The organism is Pedobacter hiemivivus (assembly GCF_005144565.1).
GTDB classification, from domain to species: Bacteria; Bacteroidota; Bacteroidia; order Sphingobacteriales; family Sphingobacteriaceae; genus Pedobacter; species Pedobacter hiemivivus.
Genome location: NZ_SWDX01000002.1, coordinates 739014 through 756466, shown reverse-complemented (window position 1 = coordinate 756466; position 17453 = coordinate 739014). Strand labels below are relative to the sequence as shown.

Genomic DNA, 17453 nt, shown 5'->3' with positions numbered 1-17453 from the left:
CTATGAGAATAAGCTTCTATCTACCGCTTATCGTTGCCATTTTCCTTTTTGGCTGTCAAAACAAAACAACGAAAGACAAGGCTGATGCCATATATTTTGGGGGAACAATTATAACCATGGAAGATGCTAGTCCTACTGTGGAAGCTGTTGCTGTGAAAGACGGAAAAATCATATTTACTGGAAAAAAATCCGAAGCCGACGAATATCAGGGGGATTCAACAAAAACATACGACCTTAAAGGCGAAACACTTTTACCCGGTTTTATAGATGCTCATGGTCACATTACTTCCCGTGCAGGAATGATTCAGGCTATCGACTTATCTCCAACCCCATATGGCACTGTAAACTCTATTCCTGATTTACAAAACACGATAAAGAAGTATACCAAAGACCATAAAATCCCAGCAGGAATACCCCTTATTGGCAATGGCTATGATGATGCAATTATGGTAGAGCACAGACATCCAACGCGCCAGGAACTGGATGCCATTAGCGAAACCAACCCAATCATTGCAATACATGCATCAGGGCATGCAGCCGTTGCAAATTCAGCCATGCTTAAGTTCGTTGGCATTGATGAAAATCCTAAAGATCCCGCTGGTGGACATTACGGCCGCGACCAGAAAACAGGAAAATTAAATGGAAAATTAGAGGAGAATGCATGTTTTACAGCGTTGCTTACACTAACTAAAAAAATGAGTAAAGACCAAGGGAATAATCTAACTCAATCCATGAAAAACCTGATGATAGCCCAGGACGAATGGCTAAGCTATGGCCAAACTACCATGTGTGACGGCAGAACAATGGGCGAAAGTGTTGCGCTTTTAAAAGAAGCGGCAGACAGAAAATTGTTAAAAGCTGATCTTGTTTATTTTCCTGATTTTGAATATTTCAAGAAAGAATTTGACAAATTTAAACCGGAATATATGAAGTATAATAACCGTTTAAAACTAGGTGGTTTCAAGTTCTCTGACGATGGATCACCTCAGGGCAAAACAGCATGGTTAACTATACCATACCTTGTTCCGCCTGCAGGCCAGGGACCGGATTACAAAGGATTCCCAATATTTGCGGATTCGGTTTTATATAATGACTTAAAAATACTTTTTTCAAACGGCATAACCGCACAACTCCATGTGAATGGCGATGCAGCTATAGATCAAGCAATTAGAGTAATTAAGAAATTAAAAAATGAAGGCATCTATAAACCTGAACTGCGAGCAACATTAATTCACGTTCAGAATAGTCGACCAGACCATATCCAAAAAATAAAAGACATTGGTGTGATTCCTTCGTATTTCTCAACGCATGTTTATTTATGGGGAGACTGGCATTATTCGAGCGTATTTGGTCCCGAAAGAGCAGCTTTTATTAGTCCTGCAAATTCTGCACTAAAAGCGGCTATACTTTTCACCATGCATCATGACTCACCAGTTACCCCTCCCGATCTCCTCACAGCTGTATATTCGGCCGTAAACAGAAAAACACGTTCAGGAAGAATACTTGGTCCAAATGAAAGAATTAAGCCGATAGAAGCGCTTAAAGCGATAACCATTAACGCAGCGTACCAATATCACGAAGAAGACAGTAAAGGATCACTAAAAGTTGGCAAGCTTGCCGACATGGTAATTCTGGATCAAGATCCATTAACTATAAATCCCGAAAAAATAAGAGAGATTAAGGTAATGGAAACCATTAAAGAAGGGAAATCCGTTTATAAAAGGGGCTTAAATAAAACAACCAGCGGTTGAGCGTGCATAAAGTCAATACCTTCATAGAATTTCATTGAGGGCATAAACTTATGGGTCATTAAAGTGATCGTACCTAAACCATTTTCCAGCGCATACTGCTCCGCATACCTCATCAAAGTTCTGCCGTATCCTTTCTTTTGCGAATCCGGGGCAATAAACAACTCATCAATATAAAGTTGTACGCCCGTCCACCATGTTTTCGTATGGGCAAACATCGCACCTGCAAAAACATCATTATCATATAAAAGAAAGCCCTTAAATTGAGGCGAAGAATAGTATTCAGCTAAATACTTTAAAGCATCCTTAAATTCCCAATGATAATTCCAGGGCGCCTCATTATAGGTCTGAACAAATACCTTTGCGCAATTTTCAATATCTTTTTCTGTTACTGCCTGGATAGTCATCGCCTCAGTTTAAGGTAATCAATTAACAATTATTTAAAGCTTCCTGTAGTTTTTCCCCAAATTCACGCACATTAGGCTGGTGTAGCATTGTGGCATGATCTCCTGGGACATCAAAAACTTTCACTCCATTTTTTGCATACTTATTCCAACCTAGGTATTTAAAATCATCTACAAAATAGACCCGTTTTTCAGCTTTAAAAAGGTAGATCTTATTGTTAAATGACTCCATATTATAGGCCTTAAAAGCCTCCTGATGTTTTTGGTTAATCGCATTGATATGGCTGTAAACGCCTTCGTTTTTTGGATCCTTTTCTAAACCCAACTTATAAAAAAGCTCATGCATCCTTTTTACGAACAAATTATACTGGTAACTTAAGGTGTTGAAAGGTGCTTTAATAAACGATTTTAAAATCCAGAGCAACTTAGGGACTTGACGTTTAATTTTCCTTGCGAGCTTTACGCGCCATGACTTATTGTAAAAGACATTTTCTGCATCCGTATCAAAAATCCCAAGCATCTTTACTTCTTTTCCGAGGGCGGCCAACTGCCTGGCCATTTCGATCGCCACATAGCCCCCAAAAGAATAACCAGCTATGGCATAAGGGCCATTCGGATTGTGATCTATAATTTCATCCACGTAATGGCCCGCGATATCAGCCATGGTTTTAATATTTTGATTCACACCATTCAAGTCTGCAGGCTGTAAGCCATACAATGGCTGCTCATCATCTACATATTTTGCCAGATCTTTAAAACTCAATACATAGAGGCCATCTCCATGTATGATATATAAAGGCATCTTACTTCCTGTAGGTTTGATAGGAATAAGTGATTCAGATTTCTTCACCTCATCCGCATCACTTATAGAGGCCAGTAAAGATAAAATAGTTGGGTATTTAAATAACCTGACCGCAGGGAGTTTTAGCCCTGTATCCCTTTCAAAATGAGACATAATCTGAAGCGCCATAAGGGAGTGGCCGCCAAGTTCAAAGAAATTATCTTCAACACCAATATTTTCTATGTCAAATACCTCTTCCCAAATGCTAGCCATTGTTTTTTCTAGTGGGGTAACAGCCTTGGTATGTAATCGAGAAACATCGGCTGGAATTTCCATATCCAATAAAGCTTTCCTATCAATTTTACCATTAATATTGAGGGGGAATTTTTGCACAGCTATCCATATCGCAGGAATCATATAATCTGGCAAACTGAGTTTTAAATCAGCTATGACTGCTTCTTTATCGAATTTATCAATAGGAACTATAAAACCAATCAAATCCTTCTGGCCATCATTATTCTTTTTTGCCAATACTACAGCACTTTTTACATACGCATATTGATTCAATAAATACTCAATTTCGCCAAGCTCCACTCTAAATCCGTGGATTTTAACCTGATCATCTTTTCTACCGATGAACTCCATGTTCATTCCTGGCAACATCAGCCCCTGGTCCCCTGTCCGATACATCCTACCACCATCGTTCTTATTAAAGGGATCGGCCAAGAAAGCGGCTGCAGTTTTTTCAGCATTATTTGCATAGCCACGGGCTACACCTACGCCACCAATGAATAATTCGCCTACCTCACCACTAGGCACAGGTTGCAACTGGTCATTCAAGATATAAAAGAAGTTATTCGCAATAGGCTTACCATAGGGAATACTTTTCCAATTGGCTTCTACTTTTTCGACTGGGAAATAATTTGACCATACGGTAGCTTCTGTAGCACCACCCAAACTAATTACATTAGCTGAAGGAAAAAATTGTTTAATTCTATCAGGCAAGCTCAGGGGTATCCAGTCGCCGCTTAAAAACACCAACCTTAAATGATCCTGTCTATACTCAGTGTTCGTTGACTCCAATTCTCTAACCAGATAATCAAGTGTAGAAGGTACAGAGTCCCAAAAGGTAATCTGGTAATGTTGCAGCATGTGCAGTAATTCGTTCAAATCATTTACCTGTGCCTGCGCTGCAATCACCAATGACCCACCGGCAGCTAAAATTCCAAATACATCATAAACAGAAAGATCAAAACACATAGAGGTGATGAAAAGCAGACGATCATCCGATCCAATGTTAAAACGATTGTTTACCCATAGAACCAGGTTTACGGCTGAATGATGCTCAATCATTACCCCCTTAGGTTTACCCGTTGAACCCGAGGTATAAATCGTATAAGCCAGTTGTCGACTATCAATGGATAAATTTAGATTGCTCGCGCTGTATTTCTCAAATGCTACTGTGCTGACAGCTAAAGATCTCAAGTCGGGCATCAACGCATTTATCGGATAGGTAGTGTCTGTGACCAATAAGCCTACCGCAGCATCCGAAAGGATGTATTGTTGCCTTTCGATGGGGTATTCAGGATCAACAGGTACATAGGCTCCCCCAGCTTTAAGTATCGCATACATACCTATAATCATTTCAAAGTTCCGTGCAGTCAGTAAGCCTATGTTATCACCAGGTTTTACACCTAATTCAACAATGTGTCTTGCCAGTTGATTAGACTTATCATTTAGCTCTTTATAGGTCAACAATTTACTCCCCAACTGCAAGGCTACATGATCCGGAGTTTTCAACGCTTGTTCTTCAAAAATGATATTTAGGGTTTTATACCTAGGATAGGGAGTTACTGTATCATTAAATACTGCCAGTTCCTGCAATTCTTCATCCGTAAGCATGGGAAGCGCGTGAGACGATTTATCAGACATTTGTTCAATAGTTAGAGATGACTAAAACCTAAATAATTGACAAGTTTTATATTATAACATATTAATGTAGATACTGTTTTCTTTAAATAATATTTTTTTCAGCTTTTACCGAACTCGAAATTGAGTTGGTATGCAAGTGCTTCTATGGCTTTACTTGACTATTACTTGGAGGCTACTCTGGATTGCAATTTACCGAACAAGGTCCGAACCAGGTCCGTACGAGAGTCGGCTTGGGTACGACATTATTAAGAGCGGGACCACCAGTCTAATTAACACTCGAAAAAGATTTGAATTTTGAAATGGAGATGCGCAAGTTACGGGGATCTCCTGACATGAACTCTTATGGTAAGATACGATTATTCTTAATATAAAAGCGACTGATTATTTAAAATAATCAGTCGCTTTTTTGTTTACACTATGGCAAAACAACGTAAAAGTAAATTAATTCCAACCACCTCCCAGTGCACGGTAAATATTTACAACAGCATTTAGCTGCTGTTTTTTGGTTTCAATCAATTCTAACCTGGATTGAAGCGCATCACGTTGTGTCATCAACACTTCAAAATAGTCGGCCCTTGCCGATTTAAACAGATCGTTAGAAATTTCGATAGATTGGGTAAGCGCCTGAACCTGTTTAGCTTTTAGCTCATAGCTTTTCTGCAAATTACTGATCCCGGATAACTGGTTAGCGACCTCCAGATAACCAGTTAAAATGCTGCGTTCATAATTATAAACAGCCTGCAGCTGCCTGGCATTGGCGTTTAGATACTCAGCCTTGATTCCATTCCTGTTGATGAGTGGTCCTACCAGATCGCCTGCCAGTGAATATGCTAAGGATTCTGGTATTCTAATCAGATAAGCAGGATTAAAAGCCTGAAAACCGAGATTAGCTGAGATACCGAGTGAAGGATAGAATTGTGCTTTGGCAATTTTAACATCAAGCTTAGCAGCCGTCAATTCAAACTCGGCCTTTTTAATATCCGGGCGGTTAGACAACAACTGAGCCGGAATTCCAGCCTGAAATACAGGAGGAACCAAGTCTGCAAATTTACCTTTATCCCTTGCAATCTCCTGTGGATAGCGCCCAAGTAATAAATTGATTCGATTCTCTGTTTCAGTTACCTTTTGCTGAATCTCAAATTCTAGACTTTTGGAGTTCAAAACTTCAGCTTCAAATTTCCGTACAGCCAATTCAGTCACCCGAGTAGCTTGCTTTTGCACCTTCATCAATTCCAAGGCATTGTTTTGCAAATCGATATTTTTTCTTACAATTTCCAACTCATTGTCCTGAGCCAACAACTCATAATAAGAATTAGCAATTTCGGCAATCAGGTTGCTGATCACAAAATGCTTACCTTCTACAGTAGACAAATAACGGTTTACAGCCGCCTGTTTACCATTACGTAGTTTGTGCCAGATGTCAGCTTCCCAACTGGCTTGTAAGCCAAAATTGTAGTCAGCCAGTGGATCTGGCACTTCCCTGCCTGGTGTAATATCTGTTGAAGCATCGCCGGCACCAGAACTTGTATAACGGCCAACTTTTTCAATTCCTGCACCAAGCTTATAGTTTACACCAGGTAAGAGCTCCCCCTTTTTTATCCTGATTTCATTTCTGGCAATTTCAATTTCCTGAAGAGTAATATTCAATTCTTGATTGTTCTTTAGGGCAGTATCAATCAAATTCACTAAATATTGATCCTTAAAAAATTCGGACCATTTAACATGGGTACTGTTTAATGTATCTACAGATCCGGCAAAATTTAAAGGAACCTGTTTATTTTCCGAACGCTGAGCTACCTCTGGCAATTTACAGGCCGTGTAAGCAGCACAGATCAAGACAAAGCCAATACTTTTATATATACTATTTTTTAACATTGTGTTCAATTTCTTCAGTTAACGGACGTTCTTCTTCAATTTTTATGAGCTTATGTTTTTCTGCTATTTTGCCAAAAACAAAATATAAACCAGGTATAATTACCACTCCGAAAATGGTTCCAAATAGCATCCCCCCTGCTGCTGCTGAGCCAATTGTTCTATTGCCAATTTTCCCTGGTCCCGTAGCGATCATCAATGGAATTAGGCCGGCAATAAATGCAAATGAGGTCATCAGAATCGGACGAAAACGTACCTTGGCGCCTTCAAGGGCAGCCTCTAAAACCGATACACCCTGACTATGGCGCTGTGCTGCAAATTCGACAATAAGCACCGCATTTTTTCCAAGCAGTCCAATCAGCATAACCATCGCAACCTGGGCATAAATGTTATTCTCCAAGCCAAGAACTTGAAGGAAGAGGAATGCACCGAAAAGTCCAGCTGGCAAAGATAGAATTACCGAAAGTGGCAGTATAAAACTCTCATACTGTGCAGCAAGCACAAGGTAAACGAAACCCAAACAGATGATAAAAATATAAATGGCTTCATTACCTCTCGATACTTCATCCTTAGAAATCCCAGCCCAATCAATACCAAATCCTCTAGGTAATTTTTCCTTTGCAACTTCAGTGATCGCCTTAATTGCCTCACCAGAACTATACCCTGGTGCTGCCTGTCCACTAATTTCGGCAGCATTGTACATATTGTGTCGAGTAATTTCCGACAAACCATAAACCTTTTCCATTCGCATAAAAGCAGAAAATGGAACCATTTCATCACGACTATTTTTAACAGACAGCTTCAAAATATCTTTAGGCAAGGCACGATACTGCGGCAATGCCTGCACCATTACTTTGTACTGCCTGTCATATTTGATAAAACTGGTTTCGTAATTACTACCAACAAAGGTTGAGAGTGTGCTCATCGCATTATCTATCGTTACCCCTTTTTGCTGGGCAATATCATTGTCTATACGCAACATATATTGCGGAAAACTAGCACTGTAAAAGGTAAATACCGAGGCCAGTTCAGGCCGTTTATTCAATTCTTTTACGAAATCCCTACTTACTGTTTCCATCTTTTTATAGTCGCCACTACCCGCTTTATCCAAAAGGCGCAGCTCAAAACCTCCTGCAGCTCCATATCCGGGCACCGCTGGCGGAGTAAAAAATTCAATAGTGGCGCCTGGAATTGATTTGGCCTCTTTTTCCAATTCCTCTATCACATCCTGAGCAGAGTTTTTACGCTCAGACCATTCTTTAAGGTTGATCAAACAGGTTCCTGAATTTGCACCTGTACCTTCCGTAAGAATTTCATATCCTGCTAAAGAGGAGACTGATTTTATACCTTCAATATGTTTCGAAACTTCTTGCAGTTTTTCTGCAATCTCATTTGACCGCTCTAACGTAGAACCCGGAGGAGTCTGAATAATAGCGTAAACCATCCCCTGGTCTTCATTTGGAATAAAACCAGTTGGCACGCTTCCGCTTAAAATCCAGATACCAAAACAGAAGGCTATCAAAACGCCAAATGTAAGTATACGGCGACTAACAACCTTACTCAGCAGGTTACTGTATTGTCCAGTCAGCCTACCAAACCAACGGTTAAAACCACCCAGAAATTTATCTACCCCCGTTTCCTTTTTCTTTTTACCATGATTGTTTTTTAACATGATGGCACACAATGCCGGTGTAAGTGTAAGCGCCACTACACCAGAAAGGATAATTGCCGTAGCCATGGTTATAGAAAACTGTCTGTAAAAAATACCCACAGGTCCAGACATGAAAGTAACTGGAATAAAAACGGAGGCCATTAAAAAGGTAATCGCAATAATGGCACCGCTAATCTCTTTCATGGCTTGTTGCGTAGCCTTTAATGGCGACAACTTCGGCTTACTATCCATTTTCGCATGTACGGCCTCAATCACTACAATCGCGTCATCTACCACAACTCCAATGGCCAAAACCAAGGCAAATAAGGTAATCAGGTTAAGTGTTATGCCAAAAAACTGCATAAATACAAATGTTCCTATAAGAGATACCGGAACTGCAATAGCCGGAATTACAGTCGAGCGCCAATCGCCAAGGAACAGAAATACCACCAATCCTACCAGAATAAAGGCTTCTATTAATGTATGTATTACCTTTTCAATCGAAGCATCAAGAAACTTAGACACGTCATAACTGATTTCATAATCCAGTCCTTTTGGAAAAGAACTTTCTTTAATTTCAGCCATTTTTGCTTTAACATCTTTAATAACCTGACTTGCATTACTACCGTACGATTGTTTTAATACAATTGCAGCAGAAGATTTTCCATTTAAATTTGAGTACAGGTCATACATCGAACTGCCAAATTCAATATCCGCAACATCTTTCAACCGCAGCAATTCACCTTTGGGATTTGCGCGTAGTACGATATTTTCATATCCATCTTTGGTACTAAACCTACCAGGATATTTTAACACATATTCAAATGATTGTGAACGTTTACCAGAACTTTCACCGGTTTTTCCCGGCGACGCTTCCAAACTCTGCTCATCAAGGGACTTCATCACTTCATCAGCAGAAATGTTATAAGCTTGCATACGATCTGGCTTTAACCAAATACGCATGGCATATTCACGGTTACCTAAAATATCAGCAAAACCAACCCCATCTACCCTTTTCAATTCCGAAAGTAAATTGATGTCGGCAAAGTTGTACAGGAAGTTTTCATTCATCTTAGGATCCTTGCTATACAAATTAATGTACATCAACATGTTGGATTCCTCACGACTAATCTTAACTCCTTCTCTAACCACCAGAGGTGGCAGCTTATTGGTTACGGCAGCTACTCGATTTTGTACGTTGAGTGAAGCCTGATTCGGATCCGTTCCAAGGTTAAATACTACTTGAATGGTTGCCTCGCCATCATTACCTGCATCAGAAGCGATGTATTTCATTCCCGGTACGCCATTAAGTGCGCGCTCAAGCGGAATTACAACCGACTTAATCAGCAACTCATTGTTTGCGCCCGGATATTCTGCGGTAATGTTTACTTTAGGCGGAGAAATTGAAGGAAACTGGGTTACAGGAAGGTAAGTGATGGCCAATCCACCCAGAAACAAAATTATAAGCGATATCACTATAGAAAGGACGGGCCTTTGTATAAATTTGCCAAACATAAAAAATATATAGGAGGTTGGTTATTCTGTTTTCAATCTTAATTGTTTGATTACATCCTGCGGCTGCTGGAACTTATAGGTAATCTTGTCATCGTCCTTTACTTTCTGTACGCCCTCAAGCAAAATTTTATCGCCAGTAGCGATACCATCGGAAAGTACGTACAAATCTGACAGCGCAGTTGCTATGGTTACAGGACGAGCATGAACAACACTGTTTTTATCCACTACAAAGACGTAACTTTTATCCTGAATGTCATAAGTTGCTTTTTGTGGAATGATCAAAGCATTTTTTAAGGGTACAACCATCTGGATTTTACCAGTCTGCCCATTTCTAAGCAAGTTATCTCCATTGTCAAATCTAGCTCTAAAAGCAATATTTCCGGTCTCGTTATTAAATTCACTTTCAATAACTTCCACCTTACCTTTTGCTTTAAGCAATTCGTTATTTGCCAGCAATAAACCGGCCTGTTGCTGCTTACTGGCTTTTACCGATGTTTGATAATCCAGATACTCAGGCTCAGAAACATTAAAGTAAGCAAAAACCTGGGCGTTATCCGACAAGCTACTAAGCAATGCACCTTCATCCACCAGACTGCCGACTTTTAGTGGAATACGATCAATCACACCACTAAAGGGAGCCCTGATTTCAGTAAATGAAAGATGAAGTTTAGCTAAAGCAGTCTCTGCGTTGGCCTGTTGCAACTTTGCCTTAGCCATTGCGAGTTCATTTTTAGAAACTACATTTTTATCCGTTAGTAATTTTGTATTCTGAAGCTCTATTTCTGCTGCTTTCGTTTCTGCTTGAGCTTTTAATAATTCAGCCTCAAACATCTTTGGCATAATCCTGAATAAAAGTTGACCCGCCTGCACATGCTGGCCTTCATCAACATAAATATTCTGCAAATAACCTTTCTCCTGAGCCCTGAGCTCAATATTTCTAACCGATTTGATCTGTGAAACGTACTCTTTAGTCACAGAGGTATCCATTCTGATTGGACTGGTAACAGCATAAGTGACCTCTTCCTGTTTCTCTTCTTTTTTTTGTGTACAAGCTGCTGCGCAAAACAAAACGCACCAGCTAAAGCATACAACATTCCTGTTCATGTTTTCGATGTATTTAACTAGATTCTATCCTTTAATGAACTTACATGGTCCATTAATTCAATTTTGAAAGCGAAATAAGGAGAGAATTATGAAGTTATGATGAAGATTTGGGTGTACTCCAAATACCCAGTAAACGACGAATAACTACGATTTCAGCAATATGGTAGGCAGCATGATCTGCAATTTGAAGCGACTCCCTGAGGAGACTTTGTCCATCACCCTGAGGAATAGGTGCATATAGATCTTTGGTCTGAATCAGTTCAATGAATGCCTTTAAATCATCATCAACCTGTTTCAAGGTTTTATCCCACATATTTTTATCTTCCGGAGCAGTTTCTTCTGGCCAATATTGATCAGGCCATTTGGGTGATTTATGACTTGCGTCTATGCTAAACTCCAGCATATCCCATTGGGCTATTCGGATGTGTTCAACAAGCTGCCAGATACTATATGGCAAGCCATGTGGTCTTTCACCAAGCAGGTCAAAAGGAATATCTGCCGTGGCTTCTTTTAATCCCACATGAGCAGTCCCTCCGGTTAATAGTTTTTCAAGTTCTACGATTAAGGTTTTCATTTTATCCCTCCATTTTGTTTAATGGTAAGTACAACAAGAGAAGGACATAATAGTTATTAAAAAAGTGCAATCAGAAGATCTAGTTAAAATCCAGCTGCCGCTGGGCGCTTATCTTTTACATTGATAATCGTTCTACTAATCACAGGCTGCAATGCAATCAGTACCATAGTAACCAGACAAAGCAACGCAATCAACTCATAGTAGTTGACACAAAATTGCAGGAAAGCCTGTTTTTGTACCGATTTACTCAAAAGACCAGTCGCTACTTTTGCAGCTTCATCCTTCAACATGCCCCTACCGGCTAATGCTGACTGGTGCATCCTCAAACGTTCTGGTAGTTCAGTGTCCAGTAAAGACAAGCTTCTGCCCATAATATTGGTATGCACACCTCTAAAATACAGCTGAAAGAAATTGACCAGGGCAATACTCAGACAGAAGGCCGAAAAGCGGACAAAAACGCCAACAGAAGCTGCAGATTGTCCCATAGATAAGGGAACCGAGGAAACAATAAACATAACAATTGGAGACATCACCATTCCTGCACCTAATCCTTGCAGAAATAGCGGAGCGATGAATGTTTCCGCATCTGCTTCTGAGGTAAAAAGAAAACACATCATCAGGAAAAACACCATCAATAAAGCAAATCCGGAAATCCACAATACTCGCAGTAACTTTTGCTTTATCAAAAAGCGAATCGCGACAAAAGAACCTACTATAATGCCTACAATATTGTAAATCATCAGCTCATTGGCATGCAATGTATCCATCCCCAATACCGTAATAAAATAGGTAGTGGTTAAACCAAATGCACCACGAATCAAGTATAGGATCACTAAAAAAACAATGCCAATACTGAAATTACGGTATTTAAAAACCTCAAGATTTACCGTTGGGCGCTTCATAGAACGTTGCCTTAGTATGGAAGCAATAAATAAAAGCAGGATACCTAAAATGCTGTAAACGATGATAGGCTCCTCCAGCCAATCCATTTGCTGACCATACACCAACACATAAGCAATCAGCAATAACATGAGCACAAAAAGAAAGAAGCTAGCCCAGTCCAGTTGATACAGCGGTTTATTCTTAAGGACCCTAACCCTATTTAAAATCAGAAATAACAGAGCCGCACTTGGCAAGAAACAAAAAATAATAGCCTTATACAGTGTATTATATTCAAAATTCTCTACCAATGGGGCTGCAAAAAGTGCAGTTAAAGGCGATACACATAAAATCATTCCATAAAATATGGTGTAGCCTATCTCTCGGGAATGTTCAGATTTCAGTCTCCCGAACAGTAGATTCAGACAAATACTACTGATCCCACAATTAACGAGTCCCTGCAGAAACCTAAAGGTAAACACTAACCAAATTTCTCGTGTATGGTAGCAAGCATAGGCAATCAATATTTCTAGTAAAATACAAATCAGCAAGTAATCCTTGGTCACAATCCGCTCAAAGAAACGCCTTTCTACCCCCGCAAAACTAGCAATTGCCGCATAAAATATCAGTAAGGAAAACTGAACATCAGCAGGTGCCATGCCATAATAGCCAGCCGCAGCACTGCCATCGGCGGTAGACAAAGCAAACAGCAACACCGAGGCCAGTAAGAGGAACAGTATACTAAATCGGATCAGCCATTCCGGAGTCCATGTTTTAAATATGGGCTTTGAATTATTCATGAGTCTTGTTCTTTTTAATGCGCACTGTAGCGCTCATTCCAGCTCTAAGGTTTTCTAGCTCTTCTGCAGGTCCCTCTAAATGAATCCGAACAGGAATTCGCTGGGCAATCTTCACAAAGTTACCTGTTGCATTATCAGGAGGTAAAAGAGAAAACCTTGACCCTGTAGCTCCAGAGAAGGATTCAACCTTTCCCGAAAACGCTTTCTCCGGAAAAGCATCTACCTCCACCTCAACAGATTCCCCAACCTGCATTTTTCCTATCTGCGTTTCTTTGAAATTAGCAGTCACCCATTTTCCCGCATCACGATCTACAATATAGGCGATCGTTTGTCCATTTTGAACCAATTGTCCCGGCTGGATTGTCCTTCTCCCCATCTTTCCATTATATGGGGCAACAATCACCGTATAAGAAGTGTTCAAATTGTTTCTTTTCAAAACAGCCTCCCTCCTCTGAATCTCAGATTTCAAAACTCCAGACTGCGCTTTAACATCATTCGTTTTAGACAGTGCAGCAGCATGATCTTCCTGGGCGGCTTTATATTCTGCCTGCGCCACTTCCAGCATACTTTGCATGGTTTCCAATTGCTGGCGTGTGGCCGACTCTGCATCAAACAATTTTTTATAACGATCATAATCCGCCTGCTGTTTCCATAATTTTGCTTTAGCAGCTGCAATCTTCGCTTTACTGGCCTCGGCAGCAGTCTCCGATGTTTGGATTGTACTTTCCATTACTGCTATCTGTGCTTTTGCATTACTGAGTGAAGCCGATGCTTCATCCTGCTGAGTAAGGTAATCACTGTCGTCTATCACGACTAACGTGTCTCCCTTCTTTACCTCCTGATTTTCTACATAACGGACCGACTTTATGTAGCCGTTCACCCTGGCTGTTACCGGGTTAATATACTCGTCGATCTGCGCATCATTGGTATCTTCATATCTTAAATAACTGAACACCGTCCTGATGCCCCATACCAATAATATCACGAATACAACCGCAGCTATGATGGTCGTGACGCGTGTAATGATCTGATCCGTTTTACTTTGTTTTTGAGTGCTCATTTTATAGATTTCCGACTGCTTTTTGTAATTGATAATATTGGATTCTGGCATTAACTTTCGCCGTGGTCAGTTCAAACTTTGACTGTAACAACTGTGTTTCTACATCTAGCAGATCTGTTAATAGGGCCAGCTGATTGAAATAAGTATTTTGTACAATCCTGTAGCTTTCTGCAGCTTGTTGAATATTTTCGGTAGCTACATCGATACGTTTCAAAGATTCCGTATAGCGAATGTAAGCTTCCTGAACCTCCTGACGGATATTCTCTTTCACATCCTCATCTTCCACCTCTTGACGGTGCAGCTGAATTTCAGCAACCTTCACTTTATTTTTATTTTGGTAAAATGAAGAGATCGGAATCTTTAACTTTAATCCAACCATCCCATTGCTATATAGAGAAAGTGCATATGGATAAAACTGGATCTGCGGATAGGTATAAGCGTACTCACCGAACAATCCCAGAGAAGGCAAAATATTCGACTTCACCTGCTTCAGTTTCAACTCGCCTAACTCCTGTTCTTTCTTAAAAATCTCTAGCTTAAAGGACTTCGATGCGGCCTCATTCATATAATCTGCTATCCCCTTCAAAAATATAGGGTCTGCTGCAGATTCAGGGACAATTGGATTCAGCATGGCATTATCTGGCCTACCGATTAAAAGGTTTAGCTTTTGAGCAGCGATCTTGATGCTATTTTCAATCTCCGTAAGCAGCATCCTTTGTTTAGACAACCTAAGTTCTGCCCTAAGGACATCACTTTTTAAGACCGTCCCATTTTTATAAAGAGCATTGATCTCGCTCAATTGTTTTTCGCGGTCTTTAATGTCCTGCTCCAGTAATTCTTTGTAAGATTTATTTCGGTATACGTCATAAAAATATACGGCAGCTGTAAAGTGGATTTCTTGTCTGCTCAATTGCTTTTTCGCCAAGGCAATCTCCCGCTCCGTTTTCGATGCAGCAATCTCTCTGTTGGTTTTTCCACCGTTATATAGATTCATGTAGGCATCTGCCGATACTTTGTAGTATTTAGGCTCTACCGGAAACTGGCTAGGCGTATGAAAAAGGCCATTCTCATATATGGGCATAGGAAATATATGTGCCAATACACCATCCATAGCCACATCAGGCAAGCGCTCTGAGCGTGCAACTTTAATATTCCCTTCAGCAGCCTGTACCCCCAGCTGCGTCATTTGAATCTTTCTACTATTACTATCTGTTAATTGCCATACCTGGGTAATGGTTAATGGACTTTCAGGGGTAATTCCTGTTTGTGCATGAGCTAAAAGAGAAGGTAAAAGAAAGAACATACCTATCCAAAATGCTCTTTTATGCGAGCTAAAATTCATTTTCATAATTATTACTGCAAATTTCGGATAAGAATCACTTCTTTATTTTATCTAAACTGACATATTTTTGTTCAAAACGGCCATATGGAAAAAGCTACTGATGAAACTATTTTGTTTGAACTTGACGAAAAACCGGAAACAACTTTTGTATGGCACAGTAAGTTTGAAGACAAGTTTAGGCACCATAAGCATTGCTTACGGATATCATTAAGTGTTTCACGAAGTGTTGCGTTATTCTTTTCTAAACTTATTTTTTGTGCTATAGAGGCGGCGCTGACGTGCAAAAATGCGATAAGACAAATAAAAAAGGACAGTTTCATAATTCGCCATAATTTAGGGTGGACACAAGAGGACATCCCGTATCTGAGTACAGTTAAAATTTTATACATTTGGAAATTAGGTTAATAAAAAATTGGTTGTGTAAAATGTGACCGTTAAGATTTTCCTGATAGCAGTTCTCAAGCTGTGCAATTTCCAGGAGCGGCTTCAACGCTCCTGGATATTTTGTTTATCAGGTGATATTTGATCTGGTATAGATTAGTTCATCAAAATCACCCTCCTTCCATCAATTTTGTAACGCAATGAACTGGTAATAGCGATGTTCTCCAGCAATTCGGTAATATCTTTATACCTTGACATTGTACCCCATAATTTTTTATTTGAGACATTCCCCTGATATTCGACGTCAACGTCATACCATCTGGATGCTTTTTTCATCACATCCTTAAGGTTCACATCATTTAAAACAAACAAGCCGTTTTTCCATGCCATTACCTCTTCTACATCAGCCTGTTTAATTGTTAAATTTCTTTTAAGATCATTAACCGCAACTTGGCCCGGTTTCAATTTGACCTGTTTATTTTGAGCCATAAGCTTAACCGATCCCTCTAAAAGTGTGGTCTTAATTTCATGATCTTCAGGGTAAGCCTCTACGTTAAAATGAGTACCCAGCACTTCAATTTGTTGTTTTCCGATCACATCTACTTTAAATGGTTTCTCCGGATTTTTAGCGATCTCAAAATATGCTTCCCCTGTTAACTGAACCCGTCGGTCCTTTCCTGAAAAGTTTGATGGATAGGTTATGCTGGATATCGCATTTAACCATACATGAGATCCGTCAGGCAGCACAACTTGAAATTGGCCACCTTTAGGCGTGCTAACCGTGTTATAGACAACGGCCATACCAGAAGTACCAGAACTATGCGCTGCTGAGGGTTGATAAATAATTTTACCATCGGCTGTTTTTGTAATCTGGGTATTGCCTTGCTTTACTAATTCACCATTACTTACATCGGTTAAAATAATTTGCTTACCGCCGGATAGTGTAAGGATTGCCTTATTACTACCTGCAACAATTTTGTCAGCAATCTGTGTCTGTTGTTTTGTGCGATCAGGTGATGTATTAAAATAGAGGTAAATACCTGCACCTACCGTCATCAATGTAATGGCAGCAGCAAGTGGTAGTTTATACCACTGCAATTTTTTAGGTCGCTGATGTTTTATACTTTTTTGGAGCTTTCTATATATACTGCTTGTTATTTGGTGTTCGTCGCCCAAACGGTCTTCATCCCAGTATATGTTATCTAAAGAAAAATCGTCCTGATATTCATCAAGCTTCTTTTTATCCTCATCAGTGCATTTGCCCTGTATGCACTTTTCATACAACAGGATATATTCTTCCCTCGTCATAATTTATAATTGGTTATATGTATAGTACCTATTAATACGTACCACACACATACTTTTAAAAATATTTTCTATTTATATTTCATCCTAAAAAATGTAATTTCG

General features: G+C 39.8%; 11 protein-coding genes. 1 reads left to right on the top strand and 10 read right to left on the bottom strand.

The features are described 5' to 3' along the window. Positions 1–2 precede the first annotated feature (2 nt). The gene (locus FBD94_RS06630; protein WP_136879556.1) at positions 3–1751 is read left to right on the top strand and encodes an amidohydrolase; all 1749 of its coding nucleotides are present in this window, start codon (positions 3–5) and stop codon (positions 1749–1751) included. Here FBD94_RS06630 and FBD94_RS06625 read toward each other — a convergent pair. From FBD94_RS06625 to FBD94_RS06580, 10 genes are all read right to left on the bottom strand, one after another. Beyond that, entirely contained in the window at positions 1715–2155 is a 441-nt protein-coding gene (locus FBD94_RS06625) for a GNAT family N-acetyltransferase (RefSeq protein WP_131611696.1), read from the bottom strand. The genes FBD94_RS06630 and FBD94_RS06625 overlap by 37 nt on opposite strands. A 22-nt stretch (positions 2156–2177) precedes the next feature. Next, complete coding sequence (locus FBD94_RS06620) at positions 2178–4865, bottom strand: non-ribosomal peptide synthetase (RefSeq protein ID WP_136879555.1); 2688 nt, start codon at positions 4863–4865, stop codon at positions 2178–2180. 441 nt (positions 4866–5306) lie between these two features. Then, on the bottom strand, positions 5307–6740 hold the full coding sequence (locus FBD94_RS06615) for a TolC family protein (protein WP_136879554.1): 1434 nt from the start codon (positions 6738–6740) through the stop codon (positions 5307–5309). Continuing rightward, on the bottom strand, positions 6727–9903 hold the full coding sequence (locus tag FBD94_RS06610) for an efflux RND transporter permease subunit (protein WP_136879553.1): 3177 nt from the start codon (positions 9901–9903) through the stop codon (positions 6727–6729). Before FBD94_RS06610 ends, FBD94_RS06615 begins: the two co-directional genes overlap by 14 nt. A 21-nt stretch (positions 9904–9924) precedes the next feature. Continuing rightward, positions 9925–11007 (bottom strand): efflux RND transporter periplasmic adaptor subunit, encoded by a 1083-nt coding sequence (locus tag FBD94_RS06605; RefSeq protein WP_131611688.1) that lies wholly within the window; start codon positions 11005–11007, stop codon positions 9925–9927. 94 nt (positions 11008–11101) lie between these two features. Next, the gene (locus FBD94_RS06600) at positions 11102–11581 is read right to left on the bottom strand and encodes a DinB family protein (protein ID WP_131611686.1); all 480 of its coding nucleotides are present in this window, start codon (positions 11579–11581) and stop codon (positions 11102–11104) included. A gap of 83 nt (positions 11582–11664) precedes the next feature. Further along, positions 11665–13260 carry an MFS transporter gene (locus FBD94_RS06595; RefSeq protein ID WP_136879552.1) on the bottom strand — a complete coding sequence of 532 codons (1596 nt, stop codon included), beginning with the start codon at positions 13258–13260 and terminating at the stop codon, positions 11665–11667. Further along, complete coding sequence (locus FBD94_RS06590; protein ID WP_136879551.1) at positions 13253–14320, bottom strand: HlyD family secretion protein; 1068 nt, start codon at positions 14318–14320, stop codon at positions 13253–13255. Before FBD94_RS06590 ends, FBD94_RS06595 begins: the two co-directional genes overlap by 8 nt. Before the next feature lies 1 nt (position 14321). Continuing rightward, entirely contained in the window at positions 14322–15668 is a 1347-nt protein-coding gene (locus tag FBD94_RS06585; protein WP_235884392.1) for a TolC family protein, read from the bottom strand. A gap of 531 nt (positions 15669–16199) precedes the next feature. Then, positions 16200–17351, bottom strand: coding sequence for a FecR family protein (locus tag FBD94_RS06580; RefSeq protein WP_136879550.1), 1152 nt, complete (start codon positions 17349–17351; stop codon positions 16200–16202). Positions 17352–17453: the final 102 nt, after the last annotated feature.

Bases quoted from the DNA above. Each gene is read 5' to 3' on its own strand.
- FBD94_RS06600 (WP_131611686.1), bottom strand. From the start codon at position 11,581: ATGAAAACCTTAATCGTAGAACTTGAAAAACTATTAACCGGAGGGACT.
- FBD94_RS06630 (WP_136879556.1), top strand. From the start codon at position 3: ATGAGAATAAGCTTCTATCTACCGCTTATCGTTGCCATTTTCCTTTTT.
- FBD94_RS06620 (WP_136879555.1), bottom strand. From the start codon at position 4,865: ATGTCTGATAAATCGTCTCACGCGCTTCCCATGCTTACGGATGAAGAA.
- FBD94_RS06610 (WP_136879553.1), bottom strand. From the start codon at position 9,903: ATGTTTGGCAAATTTATACAAAGGCCCGTCCTTTCTATAGTGATATCG.
- FBD94_RS06580 (WP_136879550.1), bottom strand. From the start codon at position 17,351: ATGACGAGGGAAGAATATATCCTGTTGTATGAAAAGTGCATACAGGGC.
- FBD94_RS06590 (WP_136879551.1), bottom strand. From the start codon at position 14,320: ATGAGCACTCAAAAACAAAGTAAAACGGATCAGATCATTACACGCGTC.
- FBD94_RS06605 (WP_131611688.1), bottom strand. From the start codon at position 11,007: ATGAACAGGAATGTTGTATGCTTTAGCTGGTGCGTTTTGTTTTGCGCA.
- FBD94_RS06585 (WP_235884392.1), bottom strand. From the start codon at position 15,668: ATGAAAATGAATTTTAGCTCGCATAAAAGAGCATTTTGGATAGGTATG.
- FBD94_RS06615 (WP_136879554.1), bottom strand. From the start codon at position 6,740: ATGTTAAAAAATAGTATATATAAAAGTATTGGCTTTGTCTTGATCTGT.
- FBD94_RS06625 (WP_131611696.1), bottom strand. From the start codon at position 2,155: ATGACTATCCAGGCAGTAACAGAAAAAGATATTGAAAATTGCGCAAAG.
- FBD94_RS06595 (WP_136879552.1), bottom strand. From the start codon at position 13,260: ATGAATAATTCAAAGCCCATATTTAAAACATGGACTCCGGAATGGCTG.